The organism is Amycolatopsis sp. NPDC051102 (genome assembly GCF_040682815.1).
In the GTDB taxonomy this organism is placed as follows: Bacteria; Actinomycetota; Actinomycetes; order Mycobacteriales; family Pseudonocardiaceae; genus Amycolatopsis.
The window spans coordinates 27900-48507 of sequence record NZ_JBFBBT010000033.1; the positions used below are offsets into that span (position 1 = coordinate 27900).

At 72.3% G+C, this 20608-nt stretch carries 20 protein-coding genes; 10 read left to right on the forward strand and 10 right to left on the reverse strand.

Going from position 1 to position 20608, the window contains the following annotated elements:
- Positions 1–9 precede the first annotated feature (9 nt).
- The 5 genes from AB0M93_RS45370 to AB0M93_RS45390 are packed head-to-tail and all read right to left on the reverse strand — an operon-like array spanning position 10 to position 7174.
- Complete coding sequence (locus AB0M93_RS45370; RefSeq protein WP_364286541.1) at positions 10–1179, reverse strand: VWA domain-containing protein; 1170 nt, start codon at positions 1177–1179, stop codon at positions 10–12.
- Complete coding sequence (locus tag AB0M93_RS45375; RefSeq protein WP_364286544.1) at positions 1176–3359, reverse strand: DUF5682 family protein; 2184 nt, start codon at positions 3357–3359, stop codon at positions 1176–1178. The genes AB0M93_RS45370 and AB0M93_RS45375 overlap by 4 nt, the downstream gene beginning before the upstream one ends.
- Positions 3356–4441 carry an AAA family ATPase gene (locus AB0M93_RS45380; protein ID WP_364286547.1) on the reverse strand — a complete coding sequence of 362 codons (1086 nt, stop codon included), beginning with the start codon at positions 4439–4441 and terminating at the stop codon, positions 3356–3358. Before AB0M93_RS45380 ends, AB0M93_RS45375 begins: the two co-directional genes overlap by 4 nt.
- Complete coding sequence (locus tag AB0M93_RS45385) at positions 4438–5823, reverse strand: DUF5691 domain-containing protein (protein ID WP_364286550.1); 1386 nt, start codon at positions 5821–5823, stop codon at positions 4438–4440. Before AB0M93_RS45385 ends, AB0M93_RS45380 begins: the two co-directional genes overlap by 4 nt.
- A 43-nt stretch (positions 5824–5866) precedes the next feature.
- Positions 5867–7174, reverse strand: a complete 1308-nt coding sequence (locus tag AB0M93_RS45390; RefSeq protein WP_364286696.1) for an SWIM zinc finger family protein — start codon at positions 7172–7174, stop codon at positions 5867–5869.
- A 101-nt stretch (positions 7175–7275) separates the two neighbouring features.
- Here AB0M93_RS45390 and AB0M93_RS45395 point away from each other — a divergent pair, with 101 nt between their 5' ends.
- Together AB0M93_RS45395 and AB0M93_RS45400 are read left to right on the forward strand one after the other, a co-directional pair.
- On the forward strand, positions 7276–7785 hold the full coding sequence (locus tag AB0M93_RS45395) for a PadR family transcriptional regulator (protein ID WP_364286553.1): 510 nt from the start codon (positions 7276–7278) through the stop codon (positions 7783–7785).
- A complete protein-coding gene (locus AB0M93_RS45400; RefSeq protein WP_364286556.1) occupies positions 7785–8384 on the forward strand; it encodes a GyrI-like domain-containing protein in 600 nt (199 codons plus the stop codon). Before AB0M93_RS45395 ends, AB0M93_RS45400 begins: the two co-directional genes overlap by 1 nt.
- On the opposite strand, the gene AB0M93_RS45405 is transcribed toward AB0M93_RS45400, so the two are convergent.
- The 3 genes from AB0M93_RS45405 to AB0M93_RS45415 form a co-directional block, all read right to left on the reverse strand.
- A complete protein-coding gene (locus tag AB0M93_RS45405; protein ID WP_364286559.1) occupies positions 8369–8632 on the reverse strand; it encodes a hypothetical protein in 264 nt (87 codons plus the stop codon). The two genes, AB0M93_RS45400 and AB0M93_RS45405, sit on opposite strands and share 16 nt — an antisense overlap.
- A complete protein-coding gene (locus AB0M93_RS45410) occupies positions 8632–10698 on the reverse strand; it encodes an AMP-binding protein (RefSeq protein ID WP_364286562.1) in 2067 nt (688 codons plus the stop codon). The genes AB0M93_RS45405 and AB0M93_RS45410 overlap by 1 nt, the downstream gene beginning before the upstream one ends.
- Before the next feature lie 247 nt (positions 10699–10945).
- Positions 10946–11914 carry a WYL domain-containing protein gene (locus AB0M93_RS45415; protein WP_364286564.1) on the reverse strand — a complete coding sequence of 323 codons (969 nt, stop codon included), beginning with the start codon at positions 11912–11914 and terminating at the stop codon, positions 10946–10948.
- 87 nt (positions 11915–12001) lie between these two features.
- On the opposite strand from AB0M93_RS45415, the gene AB0M93_RS45420 reads away from it, so the two are divergent.
- Positions 12002–12394, forward strand: a complete 393-nt coding sequence (locus AB0M93_RS45420; RefSeq protein WP_364286566.1) for a VOC family protein — start codon at positions 12002–12004, stop codon at positions 12392–12394.
- Here the strand turns inward: AB0M93_RS45420 and AB0M93_RS45425 are convergent.
- The gene (locus AB0M93_RS45425) at positions 12348–12788 is read right to left on the reverse strand and encodes a hypothetical protein (RefSeq protein ID WP_364286568.1); all 441 of its coding nucleotides are present in this window, start codon (positions 12786–12788) and stop codon (positions 12348–12350) included. The two genes, AB0M93_RS45420 and AB0M93_RS45425, sit on opposite strands and share 47 nt — an antisense overlap.
- An 87-nt stretch (positions 12789–12875) precedes the next feature.
- Here AB0M93_RS45425 and AB0M93_RS45430 point away from each other — a divergent pair, with 87 nt between their 5' ends.
- The 7 genes from AB0M93_RS45430 (at position 12876) to AB0M93_RS45460 (ending at position 19241) form a co-directional block, all read left to right on the forward strand.
- Entirely contained in the window at positions 12876–13721 is an 846-nt protein-coding gene (locus AB0M93_RS45430) for a helix-turn-helix transcriptional regulator (protein ID WP_364286571.1), read from the forward strand.
- Positions 13718–13906 carry a DUF397 domain-containing protein gene (locus AB0M93_RS45435; protein ID WP_364286574.1) on the forward strand — a complete coding sequence of 63 codons (189 nt, stop codon included), beginning with the start codon at positions 13718–13720 and terminating at the stop codon, positions 13904–13906. Before AB0M93_RS45430 ends, AB0M93_RS45435 begins: the two co-directional genes overlap by 4 nt.
- A gap of 49 nt (positions 13907–13955) precedes the next feature.
- Positions 13956–14705, forward strand: a complete 750-nt coding sequence (locus AB0M93_RS45440; RefSeq protein ID WP_364286577.1) for a 3-hydroxybutyrate dehydrogenase — start codon at positions 13956–13958, stop codon at positions 14703–14705.
- A gap of 55 nt (positions 14706–14760) precedes the next feature.
- Positions 14761–16086 (forward strand): MFS transporter, encoded by a 1326-nt coding sequence (locus AB0M93_RS45445; protein ID WP_364286580.1) that lies wholly within the window; start codon positions 14761–14763, stop codon positions 16084–16086.
- A 1-nt stretch (position 16087) separates the two neighbouring features.
- Positions 16088–17941, forward strand: a complete 1854-nt coding sequence (locus AB0M93_RS45450; RefSeq protein ID WP_364286583.1) for a GAF domain-containing protein — start codon at positions 16088–16090, stop codon at positions 17939–17941.
- Between the two features lie 242 nt (positions 17942–18183).
- A complete protein-coding gene (locus tag AB0M93_RS45455) occupies positions 18184–18528 on the forward strand; it encodes a hypothetical protein (protein ID WP_364286586.1) in 345 nt (114 codons plus the stop codon).
- Between the two features lie 383 nt (positions 18529–18911).
- On the forward strand, positions 18912–19241 hold the full coding sequence (locus AB0M93_RS45460; protein WP_364286589.1) for a hypothetical protein: 330 nt from the start codon (positions 18912–18914) through the stop codon (positions 19239–19241).
- Between the two features lie 18 nt (positions 19242–19259).
- Here AB0M93_RS45460 and AB0M93_RS45465 read toward each other — a convergent pair whose 3' ends face one another.
- Entirely contained in the window at positions 19260–20462 is a 1203-nt protein-coding gene (locus AB0M93_RS45465) for a PHB depolymerase family esterase (RefSeq protein WP_364286592.1), read from the reverse strand.
- Positions 20463–20608 lie beyond the last annotated feature (146 nt).

Sequence of the window (20608 nt, forward strand, 5' to 3'; positions counted from 1 at the left end):
TTCCGCAACTCAGCTGCTCTCGCGGGCCACCCAGCTCTGGAGGTCGTCGCCGCGGATGGCGGCGGCCATCAGGTCCGGGAACTGGTCCGGGGTGCACGCGAACGCCGGGATGCCCAGCTCCGCCAGGGCCGCCGCGTTTTCGTGGTCGTACGAGGGCGCGCCCGAGTCCGACAGGGCCAGCAGCGTCACCACCTGGACCCCCGCGCCGGTCAGTTCGGCGAGGCGGTGCAGCAGCTCGTCTTCGTCGCCGCCCTCGTAGAGGTCGCTGATCAGCACCAGCAGCGTCCGCTCCGGGCGCTCGACCAGGCCCTGGCAGTACGCGATCGCCCGGTTGATGTCCGTGCCGCCGCCCAGCTGGGTGCCGAACAGGACGTCGACCGGGTCGGCCAGGTGCTCGGTGAGGTCCGCGACCTCCGTGTCGAACGCCACGAACGACGTCTTCAACGCCCGCATCGACGCCAGGACCGCGCCGAACAGCCCCGAGTACACCACCGACTCCGCCATCGACCCCGACTGGTCGACGGCCAGGATCACGTCCCGCTGCACCGCCTGCTGCCGCCGGCCGAAGCCGATCAGCTTCTCCGGGACGATCGTGCGCAGGTCGGGGGAGTAGTGCTTGAGGTTCGCGTGGATCGTGCGCGCCCAGTCGACGTCGCCGGGCCGCGGGCGGTGCGTGCGCGACGCCTTGTCCAGCGCGCCCCGGATCGCCGCGCGGGTGCGCTCGGCGAGCCGCTCCTCCAGCTCCGCGACGACCTTGCGGACGACCTCGCGCGCGGTCTCCTTGGTCTCCTCCGGCAGCACGCTGTTCAGCGACAGCAGCGTGCCGACCAGGTGGACGTCCGGCTCGACCGCCGACAGCAGCTCCTTCTCCAGCAGCATCCGGGTGAGCCCGAGCCGATCGACGGCGTCGCGCTGCATGACCTGCACGACCGTGCTGGGGAAGTACCGCCGGATGTCGCCGAGCCAGCGTGCGACCCGCGGGGCCGACGCGCCCAGGTTCGCGCTGCGCGGGCCGCCCGCGGCCTCCTCGTCCGGCTTGTCGTAGAGGGCCGCCAGCACCGCGTCGACCCCACTGTCCTCTTCGGACAGCTGGGCGTCTTCCAGCCCGGTGCCCGGTCCGGCGCCGTCCCCGCCCAGCACCAGCCGCCAGCGCCGCACCCGGTCGGTGTCGGTGTTCATGCTCCCACCCCCAGGAGTGTCGCGAGGACGGGCAGCACGCGCTCGGCCCGGTCCTCGTCCAGTTCGTCGGCCACCGGCACCGCCCGGGCGGCGCCGGTCAGCCCGGCCGCGCGCTGCCCGATCGCGCGTTTTTCCGGCCCGCTGAAGGCGCCGAAAGTGCGGCGCAGCAACGGAAGCACCTCGGTGAAGACGTCGGCGTGGATCGCCGACAGCCACGCGTCGATCACCCGCAGCAGGCCCTCGTCGTGGACCAGCAGCAGGGCACCGCCGTCGAAGAAGCCTTCGACGTACGCCGCGCCCGCCGACGGGACGACCCCCGGCGTGAGCGCCCGGCCCAGCCGCAGCTCGATGTCGAGCGCGTCGAACAGCCCGGCGTCGTGCAGGATCCGGGTGAGCCGGCCGGCCAGCAGCGGCGGCAGCGACGGCCGTTCCGCCAGCCGGGCCAGCGCCGCCAGCCAGCGTTCCTTCGGGTCCTCGCCCAGCAGGGACGTCGCGTCGTGCACGCCGTCGACGAGCGTGGCCAGGCGGGCCGCGGCGTCGTCGTCGATGCCGTGGGCGGCCGGCGGCAGCCCGGCGCAGATCCGGTCCAGCATCCGGTCGGCGACCGCCCGCAGCGCGCCGGTGTCCGTGCCGCGGACGTTGCCGTACCGGGTCGCCCTGGCCAGCGCGGGCAGGGCCGACATCAGCCGGGCGACGTCCGCGTCCGCCGCCGCCCGGGCGTCGAGCGCCGCGAGCGCTTCGGGCAGCGCCTCCGGCAGGTCGGCGAGCAGGCAGTTCTCGACGGCCGTGGTGACCTCGTCCAGCGGTGGCGTGCCCTCGACGGTGCCCCGGACCGCCGCGGTGGCCGCCGACGGCACGGTCGTCCCGTACACCGCCGCCGCGACCAGGTCGACCTCGAACGACGGTTCCCAGGCCAGCGCCCACGTCTCGCGGAACGTGCCCTTGTTCCGCCGTGCCGACGCCTCCCGGCTGCCCCACTCGATGCCGAGGATCCGTAGCCGGTGCAGCAGCTTCGACCGGTCGAGCCCGCCCGGCGTCCGCAGGTCCAGGTCGAGCTCCTTGACGATCGGGTCTTTCTTGAGCCGCAGGCGTTTCGCGGTCGCCGTCAGGTCCGCGGCCAGCGGCGGCTGCGGGACGCTGTCCGGCACCTCGCCGAGCCGTTCGCCGACCACCAGCCGCCGCGTGACGAAGTCGACCTGCACCTCGTCGCCGCCGCACAGCACGGACCGGGTGGCTTCGGTGACCTCGGCGAGCCCGGCCGACGACCGGCCCCGCAGCGTCGCCAGGGTTTCGGCGAGCCGGACCGCCTCGATGACGTGCGCGGTCGAGACCGGCAGGTCCTCCTCCCGCAGCACGGCGGCGACGCCGGCGAGCCAGCGCGCGGTGACATCGCCGGAGGTCGTGAACAGGTGGTGGTACCAGCCCGGCGAGCGGACGCCCGCGCCGTAGCCGCTGGCCGTGGCGAGCCGGCCGTGCGTCCACGGCACCCAGGTGCACGCGACCTTCCGCTTCGGCAGTCCTTTGAGGACGGCTTGGTCGTGCGACGCCGGCGGCAGCGGATCGGCCAGCGCGGGCACGTGCCAGGCGCCGCAGACGACGGCGATGTTCTCGAAGCCGTCCTTGCGGGTGCGGCGCAGCACCGAGCGCATGTGCGCTTCGCGCCGCGCTTCGTTGCCCTGCGGCGGTTTTTCGTCCTCGCGCACCGCGGTCATCGCCTCGGCGATCACCTCGAACGGGCTTTCGGTGTCCCGCCGCGACTCGACGACGTCGTCCCACCAGCGTTCCGGGTCGTCGTAGCCGCCGGCCGAGGCGAGCAGGGCCAGCGGGTCGACCGGCGGCCCGGTGTGCTCGTCCGGCGGCGCCGCGAAGGTGTGCGCGGCCGGGAGGTCGCAGAACCGCACCGGGATCCCGGCCTCGCGGGCGTAGGTGAGGGCCTGCCACTCCGGGCTGAAGACGGCGAACGGCCAGAACGCGGCCCGCGAGACGTCGTCGGTCGCGTAGGCCAGCAACGCGACCGGCGGCTGCATGGCCGGGTCTTCGGCGAGCTCGACCAGGGCGTCGGCCTCGGGCGGACCTTCGATGAGGACGACGTCGGGTTCGAGTTCGGCGAGCCGCGCCGCCACGGCCCGGGCGGATCCCGGGCCGTGGTGGCGGATGCCGAGCAGGTGGGTCGAGGTCAAGAGATCTCCTGACCGGCCCGGTAGAAGTCGGCCCAGCCGTCGCGCTCGCGGACGACGGTCTCCAGGTACTCGATCCAGATCGCGCGGTCGGCCACCGGGTCCTTGACCACCGCGCCGTGGATGCCGGCGGCGATGTCGTGCGGGCGCAGCACGCCGTCGCCGAAGTGGGTGGCCAGGGCGAGGCCGCCGGTCAGCACGCTGATCGCCTCGGCGGTCGACAGGGTGCCGGACGGCGACTTCACCGCCGTGCGGCCGTCTTCGGTGCGGCCGGAGCGCAGCTCGCGGAACACCGTGACCACGCGCCGGATCTCCGCCAGCTCGGCGGCCTCGGCGGGCAGCTGCAGCGACGTGCCCAGCTCGGCGACGCGCCGGCTGACGATCTCGACCTCCGCCTCGGCGCTGTCCGGCAGCGGCAGCACCACCGTGTTGAACCGCCGCCGCAGCGCGCTGGACAGCTCATTGACGCCCTTGTCCCGGTTGTTCGCCGTCGCGATCAGGTTGAAGCCCGGCCGGGCCTGGATCTCCGTGCCCAGCTCCGGGATCGGCAGCGTCTTCTCGGAGAGGATGGTGATCAGCGAATCCTGGACGTCCGCGGGGATGCGCGTCAGCTCCTCCAGGCGGGCGAGCTTGCCGTCCCGCATCGCGTGCACGAGCGGGCTTTCGACCAGCGCGGCGGGGCTCGGGCCCTCGGCGATCAGCCGGGCGTAGTTCCAGCCGTAGCGGATCGACTCCTCCGACGTGCCCGCGGTGCCCTGCACCAGCAGCGTCGAGTCGCCGCTGATGGCGGCCGAGAGGTGTTCGGACACCCACGTCTTCGCCGTGCCGGGCACGCCGAGCAGCAGGAGCGCGCGGTCGGTGGCCAGGGTCGCGACGGCGACCTCGATCAGCCGCCGCGGGCCGACGTACTTCGGGGTGATCACGGTGCCGTCCGGCAGGGTGCCGCCGAGCAGGTACTCGACGACCGCCCAGGGGGAGAGGTTCCAGTTGGGCGGCTTGGCCCGGTCGTCGGCGGCGGCCAGCGCGGCCAGCTCGGCGGCGTGGTCCTGTTCGGCGTGCGGCCGGAGGACGGTGGGGGCGGTCATGCGAGCTCCTCGTACATTTCGCGGCGGAAGTTCAGCGTTTCGGTGAGCGCCCGGCGCCACGGCCCGGCGTCCATGGTCAGGCGGGTGGTGGCCAGCGGATGGCGCAGGCACTCCGGCGGGACCGCGCGGGCGATCACGACGGCGGCGTGCGAGACCAGGCGGTGGTCGTCCTGGCGGGCGATCCAGTCGAGCAGGGCGGTGCCGAGCTCCTTCGTCCACGGCCGGGGCAGCTCGTGCACCAGCCGCGCGAAGGATTCGACGGGCAGCCGGCCGATCAGGTGCCCGACGGTGGCGGCCTGGCTCGCCGGGCTCAGCACGCCGAGCAGCGGCGGGGTGGTGCGCCCGCCGGGGTCGGCGCCGATGAGGGCCTGCGCCCAGGTTTCGTCGCGCTGGCGCAGGGCGGCGGCGGCCCAGGAGTCCCGCAGCACCCCGGCCGGGCAGCCTTCGACGGTCATCCGCGCGACTTCGGCGGGTGGCCCGAACTCGGCCCAGAAGGACAGCGGAGCGGCGGCGACGAGCGTGCGCAGCCGGACGGTGCCGTCGCCGCGCTCGCCGTGGGGCAGGGTGACGGTGAGCACCCGGTTCCGGCGGTGGACCAGCGGCCGCAGCCGTTCGGCCATGCCTTCGCCGTAGCGCGTGCCGGGAATCCGCCCGAGCAGGTCGGCGGCCTGTTCGCGGACGGCGGCGGCGCGATCGGTGAGCGCGGCTTCGAGGAAGGCTTCGTCCTGCGGCCGCACGTGCCCGGCGAGCACGCCGAGGAAGTCGGCCCGGACATCGGCGGGTTCGCTCTTCCACGAGGTGGTGAGGGCTTCCCGGGCGGCATCGGGGTCATCGGCGAGCTTGGCGGCGAGCCAGCGGCGACGCTGGGCGAGGCTGCCGTACTGCCAGACGTCGGCCTGCTCTTCCGCGGGTGCGGAGAGGAAGGCCCAGTCGGGGTTCCGCTGCCCGAGCCAAGCACCGGTCGGCCCGGCGACGACGACGAGCGGGCCCCGCAGCGCAGCCTTGGTCCGGGCGGCTTCGGCGAGCAGCGGCAGGGTTTCCGGCGGGACGCGGTAGCCGGTCCCGGCGACGATGCCGAGCCATTCGAGCAGGAGATCGGGATGACTGGCGGCCAGCAGCCGGCCGAGCCGATCCCGCGCGAGCGGAGGCACGAACGGCCGGTCGTCGGCCGCGGCGACGGGCAGCGGCCGGACGTCGTGCAGCGCGTGCCGGCCGGCACGCCGGTAGGTGGTGAGCACGGCCGCGGCGGTGAGGAGCTGGTCGGCGGGGTCGCCCCGGTCGGCGATCAGGGTCTGGACGGCCGGTGGCTGGGCGGAGGGGTCGAGGGTGCGGCGCCGGGTGCCGAGAAGGGCGGTGCCGACGAGGTCTTCCCAGGCCTTCACGGGCGGACCTCCGGTTCTCGGTTGCGGGGCGGGAAGAGGACATTCACAGCCGCACCGCCCGGTTCTCGTGCCAGCACGTCAGCGGCCTCAGGCCCGCCGGGCTCCACTCGGCCGCCACCGTCAGGGGGCTGCCCGCCGACAACGCCAGCAGGGACCACGGGAACGCGTACGGGACCAGCGGCAGCGCCGTTCCGTCCTTTTCGGACAGACACCAGCCGCCGGGGTGTTCGGCCGGGGTGACGTTCGACAGCAGGACCGGCCAGCGCTCCAGCCACGGGTCCGCCGCCATCGCTCGCGCGTACGCCGCCAGTGCCTCCGCTATCGAGCCGCCCTCGGCCGTGGGGGCGGCGAGGGGGATTCCGCGCTCGGCCACCAGGGCCCGCAGCGGGGCCGCGCCCGGGTAGAACGCCAGCTGCGCCGTCAGCACGTGGCCCGGTGGCAGGGACGCATCCAGGGGACGGCCCGGTGGCGCGAACGACAGCACCAGCGCGTCCCGGCCCGTGCCGAGGCCGCGCAGCCACGTGCGGCGGGTGAGGAGCCGGTCGTTCTCCTCCTCCGCCGCGCCGGTGATCAGCCAGTCGTCTGCGACGCGCTCGCCGCTCTCCAGCACCCGGGCCGTTTCCACCGAAAACCCGAGCCGCGTGCGGACCGTCTCCGCCAACGCCGGCGGCAGTGACTCCAGGCGGGTGGCCGCGTCCGCCAGCAGGTACAGCTGCGACAGCTCGGCCAGCAGCGCCTCCGGCCAGTCGCGGCGGCCGACGATCGACGCCGCCCGGCGCAGGCCGCCGGCGAGGCCGCCTGCCTGGGCGTCGACCATCCGGGCCGCGACCGTGCGCAGCTCTTCGCCGCCGTTGCGCTCGAAGCCCGCGAAGCCCGCGCCGATCCGGTCGGTGAGCCACACCTTCAGCTCCGCGACGCCGCTTTCGACGCGCGCCGCCCGTTCGGAAGCACGCCGCGCGGCCGCCTCCTCGTCCTTCGGGCCCGCTGCCTCCGCGCGTTTCTCCGCCCGCCGCGCGCGGTCGGCGCGTTCGGCCAGCCACGCGTGCACCCATTCGGGCGCCTCGGCCGGGGAAACCCGCCCGGCCGCCCAGAGCAGCAGCAGACCCAGTGCGTGCTTGCACGGGAACTTCCGGCTCGGGCAGGAACACCGGAACGCGGGCTCGGCCAGCTCGACGCACGTCTGGTACGGCTTCTTGCCACTGCCCTGGCAGAAGCCCCACACAGCGTCTTCGGACGCGCCCGCGCCCGTCCACTTCGCCGGCGTGGCCAGCGCCCGGCCCGCCTTCTCCGAAGCGGGATCCGGCGCCAGCCCGGCCACGCGTTCCGCGGTCCACGGCACCGCCGTCACCACCTGTCCCCCCACTGTTCTCCCTCGGTTTCGGGTACCGCTGAAGCATGCCAGCACCCACCGACAATTTCCGAAGGCGAGTATTCTAGTGCTAGAGTACGGCCGTGCTGACGGACGCGGAACTGACAGTGCTCGGCCTGGTGGTCGAGCGGCCCAGGCACGGCTACGAGCTGGACGAGGTCGTCTCCGAACGCGGCATGCGCGACTGGACCGCGCTCGGCTTCAGCTCGATCTACTACGTGCTGGGCAAACTCCGCGACCGCGGCTTGGTCGCCGAGGTCGCGGGGGAACGCGCGCACGTCAAGGCCAAGAAGACGTTCACGGCCACCGAAGCGGGCCGGCAAGCGTGCGCGGCGGCCGCCGAAGCGGCCATCGCGGAGCTGCGCCCGATGCACCAGCCGGTGCTCGTCGGGCTGGCGAACAGTCCCGTCGTCGCACCCGAGCGGCTCGCCGCGGCACTGGCCCAGCGGGCCGAAGCGGTCGCGGAACGGCTGGCCGAGGTGCGGCAGGCGGCCGCGGCGCAGCGGCACGCCCCGCCGTTCGTCCGGGCGATCTTCGACTACTCCATTGCGCAGCTCGAGGCGGAAGCCCGCTGGCTGGAAGGGATGACCTGATGCCGTACGACATCAAGAAAGAACTGAAGCAGCTCTACGCGCCCAAGAACACCGACTGGGCGCTGCTCGACGTCCCCGAGCAGCGGTTCCTCGCCATCGACGGCCGCGGCAACCCGAACACGGCCGACAGCTACAAGAAGGCCGTCGAAGCGCTCTACGCCTTCGCGTACACGATCAAGTTCGCGGCAAAGGAACGCGGCGAGGACTTCGTCGTCGGGCCGCTGGAAGGGCTGTGGTGGGCGGAGGACTACGCGGCTTTCACCGTGCGCGCCAAGGATTCCTGGCAGTGGACGATGCTGATCGCGCTGCCGCCGTGGATCGGTGAAGACGCCGTCGAGGAGGCCCGGGAAACCGTGCGGCGCAAGAAGAAACTCGACGCGCCCGTCCGCTTCGAGAAGCTGCACGAGGGCCGGTGCGCGCAGGTGCTCCACGTCGGCTCGTACGACGACGAGGGCCCGATCCTGGCCCGCCTGCACGACGAATTCCTGGCGGGGCAAGGGCTGAAGGAAGCCGGGCTGCACCACGAGGTCTACCTCGGCGACCCCAGACGCGTCGAGCCCGCGAAGCTGAAGACGGTGATCCGTCAGCCCGTCGGCTGATCGAGGGCGGCGAGGCCGCTTTCCCACCGCGCCCGGCGCTGGGCGGACGTCTGCTCCCACCACGGCTCGCCGCGTTCACCCAGCGCCACCTTCGCCGTCTGGACGCGCGCGCGGTCCTGGACGCGCCGGGCCGCCATCAGGTGCTTCTGCAGCCGGTCGCGGACGTCGGCCGGGATCTCCGGGTCCGTCGCGCGCCACCGGCGGCCGTTGACGACGATGTACCGGCCGTCCGGCGTGTACTCCGGCATCAGTATTCGCTGGTCGCGGGCCAGGTGTCGTCGTGCAGGAGGCGCTTGAGGATCTTGCCCGTGGCGTTGCGGGGCAGGTCGGGCACGAAGTACACGTCCCGCGGCACCGCGAACCGGGCCAGGCGGTGGTGGATGTACTGCCGGATGTCCTCCGCGTGCAGGGACGCGCCCCGCCGCGGGACGACGTAGGCCGCCAGGCGCTGGCCCCACTCCGGGTCCGCCACCCCGACCACCGCCGCGTCGTGCACGCCCGGGAGCGCCACCAGGGCCTCTTCGACCGGGCGGGGGAACACGTTTTCGCCACCGGAGACGATCATCTCGTCGGCGCGGCCGGTGACGAACAGCCGGCCCGCCGCGTCCAGGTAACCGACGTCGCCGCTGGCCATCATGTCCGCCGCGCGGGCCGGGTCGGTGCCGCTCGTGTAGCCCTCGAACAGCATGTCGTTGCCGACGAAGATCTGGCCCTCGCCACCCGGGGGCACCGGCTTGCGGTCCTCGTCGAGGATCGCCAGGCGCGTGCCAAGCGGGCAGCGGCCGGCCGTCGTCGGGGCCGCGCGCAGGTCGGCCGGGTCGGCGATGCTCGCCCAGGACACCTCCGTCGACCCGTAGAAGTTGTAGAGGACGTCGCCGAAGGTGTCCATGAACTGCGTGACGAACGCCCCGGACATCGCCGAGCCGCTGCTGGCCACGATCCGCAGCGACGACAGGTCGTAGCGCGCGCGGACCCGCTCGGGCAGGTCCATGATCCGCTGCAGCATGATCGGGACGGCGAACAGCGCGTCGCACTTCTGCTCGGCGATCGTCCGCAGCGTCTCTTCGGCGTCGAACTTGCGGATCAGCGCCAGCGACGCCCGCAGCGCCATGCCGATCTGCATCGCGGCGAGGCCCCAGGTGTGGAACAGCGGCGCGGCCACCAGCAGCCGGTCGCCGGCGCGCAGCGGGATCCGGTCGAGGATCGCCGCCGCGGTGCCCAGCCCCTTCGGCGTGGGACGGCGGGCGCCCTTCGGCGTCCCGGTGGTGCCGGAGGTGAGCACGATCAGCCGGCCCGGCCGCTCGACCGGCTTCGGGCGGTCGGCGGGCGCGGCCTGGATCAGCTCGTCGACGGTCGGGTAGCCGGCGTCGGCGTCCGGCCAGGTGCTGATCCGGGCGAAGTCGCCCGGGACGTTGGCGATGGTCTGCGCGAACTCGTCGTCGGCCAGCACGGCGGTGGGCTGGTGCTCGGCGAGCACGTCCTTCACCGAGGCCGCGGACAGGCCGGTGTTGAGCAGGATGACGTCGGCGCCGAGCTTGCTGGCGGCGACGAACGACTCGATCATCGCGGCGTGGTTGCGGCACATCAGCGCGATCCGGTCGCGTTCGACGACGCCGAGTTCGCTCAGCGCGTTCGCGAGCCGGTCACTGCGCTCCTGGACCTGGCGGAAGGTGCGCTGGCTGCGTTCGTCGTGCAGGGCGAGCTCGTCGGGGACGCGGGCCGCGGCGGCCTGGTAGCCGCCGGCGACCGTGGCACCCCACTGCGCAAGGGAGTTCAGCTGCCGCGCCAGCTTGTCGGGCCGCCCGGCGCTGAGCACGCCGGCGCGCAGCAGGATGCTCGTGGTGCGCAGCTTGGTGGCCTTGTTGGTCTCGCTGTCGGTGGCGGGATCGTGTTCCCCGGCCAGGTGCAGGTCGAGGCGCCGGGCGAGGGCGCGGACGTCCTTCTTGATCGACGAAACGAGTTCCAGGTGCGACGGCGGCAGCATCATCCGCACGAACAGCTCGGTCTTCCCGCCGGCCAGCGGTCTGAGCTCCAGGGAGACCCAGGTGCCTTCGTCGGGGACCCCGCACCACACGACGTGCTCGCCCGGCCGGTAGACGACGGCCTGCATCTGCGTTTCGAGCATCGGGCCCCGCGCGGGGACGATCCGGATCGCGCCCTTCGGGCCGCGTCCGCGACCGGCCGGCTCCTGGATCTCGCACCAGCTGATCTCCGGCACGAACCGCGAGTACCACTCCGGCGATCCGACGATCTGCCACACCACGTCCGGCGTGTGCCCGACCACGGCACTCGCTTCGACCACATCGTCACGCATTGTCTGCCCTCACCGATATGTGTCACCGAACGCACGTTCAGGTCACGGAGGCGTCACAATAGCAGCAAACGGGTGATCGCGGATACTCCGAACGGCCAGATACCGGTGGGTAACGGACACTCGTAGTGGGTCCTCCGGATGTCCATTGTAGAGGGATTTACGGCGTTCACCGAGCATAGCGGTGCTGCGGTCCGGTTCGGACGGTCCGCGCCAGACCCCGCGGCCGGATGCGGGCCTCTCGAAGGACTCATCCCGGGCTGTCGTGACGTTCCGGACGTTCCGGGACATAACGGGCCACCAGCTCCGAACCCAGGCGGGCCAGCTCGGCCCGCACGGACTCCGGCTCTTCGACGTCGACCAGCGCTCCCCAGCCCGCGAGCTCCTGCGCGATCATGATCGGCGCCGGTGCGGCGACCCGGGCCCGGACGCGGTCGCCGGGCAGCTCGGCCACCAGTTCGCAGTGCCGGCCGAAGCGGTCGCGGAGCACCCCGAAGTGGCGGCGCGCGAGGACCACGTGCGCGCTCAGGAGAGAACGGCGCTCCTCCACCTCCTCGACGACCTCCTGCCACACCCGGGACAGCTCCAGGTCCGACGGGCGGTCGGCGGGGTCGCCGGTCGGGGTGGCCGCGACGATGCGGTCGACGCGGAACGTGCGGCGGCCCTTCGCGGTCCCGGCGACCAGGTACCAGACGTCGTCCTTGTCGACCAGGCCCCACGGGTCCACCAGACGCTCCGACCGCTCGCGTCCGGCGTATGTCAGGCGGACGCGGCTGCGGGCGATGACCGCGTCCCGCAGCAGCGAGACCATCGGCGGGCGGTCCTTGGGGCGCTCGCCCCAGCCCGCCTGGTCGACGACGACCGCGTCCGCTGCGGCCTCCGCCTCCGCGCGGAACGTGCCCGGCAACGCACCCATCAGCTTCCGCAGCGCCGACTTGACCTCCGGGGACCCGGCCGCCGCCGGTCCGGCCAGGAGGAACAGAGCCTGCGCCTCGCGGGCGCTCAGGCCCGAGAGGTCGGTGCGTGCGCCGCCGACGAGCTGCCAGCCGCCGCCGCGGCCCGGCTGCGGGTAGACCGGCACGCCGGCCGCCGAGAGGGCTTCGAGGTCACGGCGGGCCGTCGCTACGGAGATTTCCAGCTCGGCGGCCAGCTCGGCCGCCGTGACGCGGCCGCGGGTCTGCATCAGCAGCAGGGTGGCCACGAGGCGGTCGGCGCGCATGGGGGAAGTGTCGCAAACAAAGTGGTCACTGGATGAGCACTTTTACCCCGCAGGATGGCGTCACATCGATCGAAGAGGGAGCACGACATGCTGCGAGGAATGGCCACCGTCTCGTACTACGCCGACGACCACGCCGCCGCGAAAGCCTGGTACACGGAGTTCCTGGGCCTCGAACCGTACTTCGACGTCCCCGGGTACGCGGAGTTCCGGATCGGCGACTACCGGCACGAACTCGGCATCATCGACCGCCGGTACGCGCCCGCGGCGCCGGACGGACCGGGCGGCGAGATCGTCTTCTGGCACGTCGACGACCTCGAAGCGACGGTCGCCCGTCTCCTCGAGCTGGGCGCGAAGGAGTACGAGCCGATCACCGAGCGGGGACCCGGGTTCGTGACGGCGTCGGTCGTCGACCCCTTCGGCAACGTCCTCGGCGTCATGACGAACGTGCACTATCTCGCGGTGCTGGCGGAACGCTCATGAGCCGGTACGCCTCCTTGACGCACTTTTCGCACCGCTCGTGCCGGGCGGTCTTGCCCGCGGGATCGGTGCCGTAGAAGGGGAAGCAGCCCGCGCCGCAGCTGGCGAAGTAGATCAGGCCGAGCCGCACCTCGCCCCGGCCGACGTAGTGGGCGAGCCGGCGGCGCGGTTCCGGCCCGCACTCGGGGATCCAGCCGTGCGCGGGCAGCCGGGCGGCGGCGATCTCGTCGAGCACGCCGGCGCGGGTGATCAGGTCCGCGCCGAGGCAGGTGAGGCGCTCGCCGAGGTCGCGCAGGCCGTCCGCGCGCAGGGGCGGGCCGGTCAGCCAGGTGACGTCGCCGGGCAGCGTTTCGGCGAGGTCGCGGAGACGGGTCAGGAGGGCGTGGTCCGGGTCCATGACCAGCAGGGAAACCGACGCGGATCCGCGACACCAGCGGACGGGCGGGCGAGCGGGAATGCCGGACCCCGGTGACACAATGCGGTCATGGCAACACCCTTCGCGACACCCCGGGCGAGAGCGCTCGGGTTCGGGCTGCGCACCTGCCGGGAAGCGCGGAACCTCGGCGTGCGGCAGCTGGCCCGGAAGATCGGCGTGCATGCGCAGGAACTGTCCAACTGGGAGTACGGGAAGCGGATCCCCAAGATCGAGCAGGTGGCGCTGCTGATGGGGGCGCTGGTCGTGGAGCCGGGGGAGCGGGCGAGGTTGCTGGAGCTCGCCCGCACCGCCCACGAGCCGAGCTGGCTGGAGAAAGCGGTGCCCGGTGTGGCGGCCCGCGCCTCCAGTTACGCGGAGAACGAGCGTGCGGCATCGGCGATCTTCGATTGGGAGCCCGCGGTGATCCCGGGGCTTTTCCAGACTCCGGACTACATCAGGGCCCTGCTGAGCGGCCAGGAGCAGCCCGAGCGGATCGAGCGGGTCGTGCATGCGCGGATGGCGCGGCGGGAAGTGCTGACGAGGCACCACCCGCTGGACTACCACGTGCTTGTCGGCGAAGGCGCCCTGCGGGCCGAGGTCGGCGGTGCGCCGGTGATGGCGGAGCAGCTTCGGCACGTGCTGCGGGCTGCGATGCGGCGGAACATCCGGCTTCAGGTGCTTCCGGCGCGAGCCACTGCGCAGGCGGTAACCCACAACTTCGGTGTGCTCGAGTTCGATGCGCTCCCGACCATTGTTTTCGTCGAGCTCTACCGGGCGAGCGCCTACCTCTACGATGACGATCAGGTGGCCAGTTACCGCGCGGCGGCGAAGAGCATGGCGGCCCTGGCGATGGATGAGCGGGAGAGTGGCGAGTTCATCCGGGAGGTGATCGCCGACCTGGGAGAGGCAGCATGATCTGGCGGAAATCCAGCTACAGCGCGACTGAAGACAAGTGCGTCGAAGTGGCGCTGGGACCTGCGGCAAAAATCCGCGACACCAAGGACCGCTCCGGCGGCATCCTAGAAATCTCCACCCGATCGTGGGAAGCCTTACTCTCCGCACTGTGTCGCCCGGCCACACTGGATCTTCCTCAGGTGTAGCCCTTCCGCACATAGCTAGCGACCGGCGTCACGCTTACCGTTCCCGTCCATGACCAGCGATCTGGACGGGCGCACCGCCCTCGTCACCGGCGGGGCCGGTGGCATCGGCCTCGCCTGCGTCCGCGCCCTCGGCGCAGCCGGGGCCAAGGTGCACGTCGTCGACTTGGACGCCGAGCGGGCCGAGGCCGCCGCCACCGAGGTCGGGGGGTGGGCGCACGCCGCCGACCTCGCCGACCCCGCCTCCATCGACGCCCTGCCCGCCGAAGTCGACATCCTGGTCAACAACGCCGGCGTCCAGCACGTTGCGCCGATCCAGGACTTCCCGCCCGACCGGTTCGCCCACATCCAGTCGCTGATGGTGACCGCTCCCTTCCTCCTCATCCGGCACACGCTGCCCGCCATGTACGCCCGCGGGTGGGGCCGGATCGTCAACATGTCGAGCGTCCACGGGCTGCGCGCCTCCGCCTTCAAAGCCGCTTACGTCGCCGCCAAACACGGCCTCGAAGGACTCTCGAAGGTCGCCGCGCTCGAAGGGGCCGAACACGGCGTCACCAGCAACTGCGTCAACCCGGGTTACGTCCGGACCCCGCTGGTCGACGGCCAGATCGACGCCCAGGCCGCCGAGCACGACATCCCGCGGGAAGACGTCGTCGCCGAGGTCCTCCTCAAGCGGGCCGCGATCAAGAAGCTCATCGAACCCGAAGACGTCGCTTCCCTGGTGGTGTGGCTGTGCTCGCCGCACGCCGGTCACATCACCGGGGCCTCGATCCCCCTCGATGGCGGTTGGACCGCCGCTTAACCACCCGCCCGACCCGCCCGCCCGCCCGCACAACCACAAGGAAGTGGAGCCCGCAGTGAGCCAACCCCACCGGTCGGCGATCGCCAAGATCGTCGGCGCGAGCCTGATCGGCACCACCATCGAGTGGTACGACTTCTTCCTGTACACCTCGGCCGCCGCCCTCGTCTTCAACAAGCTGTTCTTCCCGACGGCGAACCCGCTCACCGGCACGCTGCTGGCGTTCCTGACCTACGCCGTCGGCTTCCTCGCCCGCCCGGTCGGCGGCCTGGTCTTCGGTCACTTCGGCGACCGGCTCGGCCGGAAGAAGCTGCTGATCGTCAGCCTCACGCTGATGGGCGGCTCGACCTGCCTGATGGGCGTGCTGCCGACGTACGCCACCGCGGGTGTCTTGGCTCCGTTGCTGCTGACGCTGCTGCGGCTCGTCCAGGGCTTCGCGCTCGGCGGGGAGTGGGGCGGGGCCGTCCTGATCGTCTCCGAACACGGTGACGACCGCCGCCGCGGCTTCTGGGCGAGCTGGCCGCAGTGCGGCGCGCCCGGCGGCAACCTGCTGGCCACCGCCGTCCTGGCGATCCTCTCGGCCACCCAGTCCGATGCGGCGTTCCTGTCGTGGGGCTGGCGCGTCCCGTTCCTGCTCTCCGGCGTCCTGCTGCTGATCGGGCTGTGGATCCGGCTGGCCGTCGCGGAGTCGCCGGTCTTCCTCGCCGCCCAGCGCCAGGCCGAGGCGCGCGCCGAGAAGCACGTTCCCGTCGTGGACGTCTTCCGCAACAGCTGGCGGCAGGTGCTGATCACGATCGGCGCGCGGATGGCCGAGAACGTCTCGTACTACGTGATCACCGCGTTCATCCTGGTGTACGTCACGACCGGGCTGCACCTGCCCAAGGGCGTCGGCCTGACCGCGGTGCTCATCGGCTCGGCCGTGCACTTCGTGACGATCCCGGTGTGGGGCGCGCTTTCCGACCGCGTCGGACGGCGTCCGGTGTACATGTTCGGCGCGATCGGGATGGCCCTGTGGGGCTTCGCGTTCTTCGCGCTGCTGGACACGAAGTCGTCGGCGGTGATCGTGCTGGCCACGACCGTCGGGCTGGTGCTGCACGGCGCGATGTACGGGCCGCAGGCCGCGTTCTTCGCCGAGCAGTTCCCGACCCGGGTGCGCTACACCGGCCTGTCGGTCGGCGGGCAGCTGTCGTCGATCGCCGCCGGGGCTGTCGCGCCGCTGATCGCCGTCGCGCTGTTCTCGGCGTGGGGCAGCACCGTGCCGGTGTCGCTGTACGTCGCGGCGATGTGCCTGATCACCGTGGTCGCGCTGCTCTCGGCCCGCGAAACCCGCGGCGAATCGCTGCACGACGACGTCGAGGCGGAGCCGGCGGCCGTTTCGCCCTAGCATGACCGCCGTGACCGCACCCTCGGACGCGCTGCGCCGGCTGCTCGACCTGCTCGCCTCCGGGGCGAGCACCGAGCAGCTGGCGCACGTCGTCGTGGCCGCCCGCGCCGAGGGCGCCCTCGGCGCGGCCGACCTGGCCGCGCTGGCCAGCGCGGGGGAGCTGGCCCTGCGGATCCGGGAAACCCTGGCCGAGCACCGGCGGCGCGAAGCCCAGCTGACGGCGTTGTTCGAGACGGCGAGCGAGCTCGCCGCGCTGTCCGACCCGGACACCGTGCTGCGCTCGATCGTCCGGCGGGCGCGGGCGCTGCTCGGCGTCGACGTCTCGTACCTGAGCCTGAACAACGAGGCCGAAGGCAAGACCTACATCCGGGTCAGCGACGGTTCGGTGTCGGCGGAGTTCCAGCAGATCGTGCTCGGCATGGGCGAGGGGCTCGGCGGGCTGGTCGCGCAGACCGCGCGGCCGTACGCGACTTCGGACTACTTCAACGACGACCGGTTCAAGCACACCCGGCACATCGACTCCGGCGTCCAGGACGAGGGCCTGACCGCGATCCTCGGCGTGCCGCTGGCCATCGGCCCGAAGGTGCTCGGTGTGCTCTTCGCGTCCGACCGTGCCGCGCGGGAGTTCTCCGCCGACGAGGTGGCGCTGCTGTCGTCGCTCGCCGACCACGCGGCGATCGCCCTGGACAGCGCCAACCTCCTCGACCAGACCCGCCGGGCGGTGGCCGAGCTCAACGAGGCCAACGCGACGATGGAACGCGCCGAGGACGCCCACGACCGGCTCACCGACCTCGTGCTGCGCGGGGGCGACCTGCCGGACGTGGCCGACGCCGTCGCCGGTGTGCTGCACGGCGATCTCACGGTGTACGACGCCGACGGCACGCTCCTGGCGAGCTCATCGGCTCCGGTGGCCCTCGACGCGGACGCGCTGGCCGCGGCCCGCGCCGCCGGGCGGGCAGTGTCCACAAAGGACAACTGGGTGTGCGCGGTGCAGGCCGGCCCGGAACTGCTGGGCAGCCTGGTGCTGGCCGGCCGCGCCGGGCTCGGCGACCCGGACCGGCGGCTGTTCGAACGCGCCGGCGTCGTGACGGCGTTGCTGCTGATGCTGCGGCGGTCGGTGGTGCGCGCCGAAGACGAGGTCCGCGGCGAACTGCTGACCGACCTGCTCACCGCCCCCGGCCGCAACCCCCGCGCGCTGCTGGCCCGCGGCCGGCGGCTGGGCATCGACCTGTCGTCGCCGCACGCGGTCCTGGTCGCGCACGCGGACGGCGGCTCGCGGCGGCGCGTGGCGAGCGCGGCCGCCCGGCACGCGACACTGGTCGGGGTGCACGCGGAGGAGGTCGTGCTGCTCGCCGCGGGCGACCCGGACGAGCTGGCCCGCCGCGTCGCGGCCGACCTCGGCTCGGCCACCGGCCGCCCGGTCACGGTGGGCGCGGCGGGCCCGGCGAGCGGCCCGTCGGCGATCGCGGACGCCCACGCGGAGGCCGCGCGCTGCGTCCGCGCGCTGCTGGCGCTCGGCCGGACCGGCGAGGGCGCGGCGATGGCGGGGCTGGGTTTCCTCGGCCAGCTCCTCGGCGACCGCGCGGACCTGGACGCGTTCGTCCGCCGGACGCTCGGGCCTGTCCTGGACTACGACGAGCGCCGCGGCACCGAGCTGGTCGCGACGCTGCGGGCGTACTTCGCGAACGGTTCGCAGCTGGCGCGCACGAAGGACGTGCTGCACGTCCACGTGAACACGGTGGTGCAGCGGCTGGAGCGGGTGGCGTCGCTGCTGGGGGAGGACTGGCAGGCGCCGGACCGCGCGCTGGAGATCCAGCTGGCCCTGCGGCTGCACCGGCTCGGTACACCGCGCTGACTCCGGTTTTGTCGGTGCTCTCCGGTAGCGTGGAAATCGGGGGCGCCCCCGCGGGCTCGGCCGGGCGCCGGTTCGGCCACTTGGCGACTGGGAACCGTTCGATACAACGAGTGACATCCGCCTGTTCGTGACCGACTGCAGTGTGCATCGGACTGGTTCATCCGAGGCGGTGAGCGACATACGTGAGCCTTCTTGGACTTCGGAGAATGTTCTCGTGATCGCTCCTGTCGCCTGGAGGATGAATGGTGCAGCCTGCGCGGCCCAAACCCTTTGCCGGGGTGGTCGAGGTAGTCGATCTTTTGCAGAGTCTCACCAGGCGGCCGCTTTTCGGTGAGGTTCCCGAGGGCGAGTCGAGCCGGCGGTCCGGTCGGCATCGCGGCATTCCGATGGTGTGTCTGGTGCGCGACCTCGAGCACGCCGAGCTGCTGCCGGCGCTCCGGTGGTATTTGCACGAGGCCCGGCCGACGTGCATTCCGCACGCGTTGTACAGCTTCGGGGAAACCGGACAGCAGGACGACATCGAGTCGATCGGGGAAGCGCTGGTGGAGGTCGCGCGCCAGCTGTCCTCCGGCATCATCATCCGCTAGGGCCGGTTTTCGTTCCGCAGGTTCCACCTCGTCTACTGGCTGATGATCCGACGACGCGAACGACCTTTACAGCTCCACCCTCGACGACGACGTCCGGAGACACGCCCGGGAGCTGGGCATGACGGCGGATGAGGTTTCCAACACCCCGGACGGCACCGACGGTGGAACCAAGGCCAACGACATCGCCAACCACGTCTGCGACCAGGCGAACCAGCAGCGCGACCCGGTCAAGGTCGTGTTCTTCGCCGGGCGCCCGGAAGACTTCGACAAACTCCTGGGCGGCTTGAAGTCGGGCAAGTGCGCCCGGAGATCACCTCTCGTTCGCCATCGGCTCTCCCGGCTGCGCAGGGGACAGCGAACTGAACAAGCGCCTCCCCCTCGTCGTGCCGGGTGCCTGCGACAACGGCAACAACCCCTCTCTCGACGGCCACGCCGCGCTGGCCTACGACGCTCTGGCTCTGTTCGCGCACGCGATGCAAGAACTCAAGCCCGTACCGGTCTCGTCGGGCGCGGTCTGGCACGCGATCAGCAACATGCGTGGCGACAACCTCTTCAGCGGTGAGACCGGCGCCATCGACTTCTCCGGCGGTCGGACACCTCTCAACAAGTTCGCGGCGGTGCTCCGGGTCGAGCAAGGCCGCGCACCGAAGCCGGTGGGAACCTGCGGCGTCGCTCACCACCCCACCCAGGACGAGCCGTGGTGCCCGCGGTAGCTCGGTGCGAGTCTTCCGCTAGCACTGCCCGTCGGCCAGGACCCAGTACCCCGGCGACGTCTCGCGCAGGGCGTGCACAGTGAAGGTGTTCCACAGCCCCATGGCCTGGTTCGAGCCGTTCGCGTACGTCTGCCCTGCGCTCTGGTGCGCGCGCCCGGCCTGCGTGTGGGCGTAGTTGCTGGCGCTCACACACGTACCCGACGGCGTGGTCGTGGTCGTGGTGGTCGTCGGCGGCGGGGTGGCCGTCGTCGTGGTGCCGGTTCCCTTGTCCAGGCCGAAGAACACGCCGGTGTAGTAGCTGGAGCAGATGCCGGCGAGGAAGTACGCGCCCGTGCTGCCGCACTGCGTCGGGCCGGTGCCCGGGTCGACCGCGGTGCCGTGGCCCATGCCCGCGATCGAGTACAGCTGCACCTTGTCGGCGTAGTTCGTCAACGTCGTTCCGCCCGGCAGGGACTGCGTGCTCGTCGGCGTCTGGGACACGCCGTGCACCGCGGTCCACTGGTCGCGCAGCTCGGTGCCGTTGACCGGGTAGACCGTGTAGTCGCCGGTGCCCTGCCAGATCGCGACGCGCGGCCACGGGCCGCCGTAGCCCGGGTACTGCGCCTTGATCTTCGCCGCCCACTGGGCCGGCGTCAGGTGCTGGTCGTTCTGCTGGCAGTTCGTCGCTTCGGTGACGCTCGTGGCGCACTGGGCCGGCAGCCCGGCGTTGATCCCGCCGGCAGCGAAGACATCCGGGTACGCCGCGAGCAGGTCGGCGGTCATGCCGCCGCCCGCGGACAGGCCGGTGACGAACACCCGCGAGCGGTCCGAGCCGTGGTCGGCGACCGCCTTGTCCACCATGGACTTCACGGACGCGGCCTCGCCGTTGCCGCGGGTGTCGTCCGCGGTGGAGAACCAGTTGAAGCACTTCAGCGAGTTGTTCGCGGTCGGCTGCTGCGGGAACACGACCTCGAACCGCCAGCGGTCGGCCAGCTCGGGCCAGCCCGAATGGGCGTAGTAGTCCGCGGCGCTCTGCGTGCAGCCGTGCAGCGCGACGACCACCGGACGGCCGGTCTCCAGCCCGGCGGGGGTGTAGCTGTACATCGCCAGCGCCCCGGGGTTGGCGCCGAAGGACGTGGTCTGCACGAGGGAGGACGGCGGCGGATCGGCGGCGGCCACCCCGACGGTGGTGAGCACGGCGGCGGTGATCGCGGCCAGTCCGGCGAAAGCGAGTTTGCGCATGGTGAGTTCCTTCTCGTCGTTGAGAGGGGGCCCCAGCGACGCTAAGACGGCCTCGCCGTCCGGACCATGTGGCTGCCCACCACATCGGCCCGGTGATTAGTGGTGGCCGGCGGGATGGCTTCCGGCCGGCGCACGCGCTTGGGTTC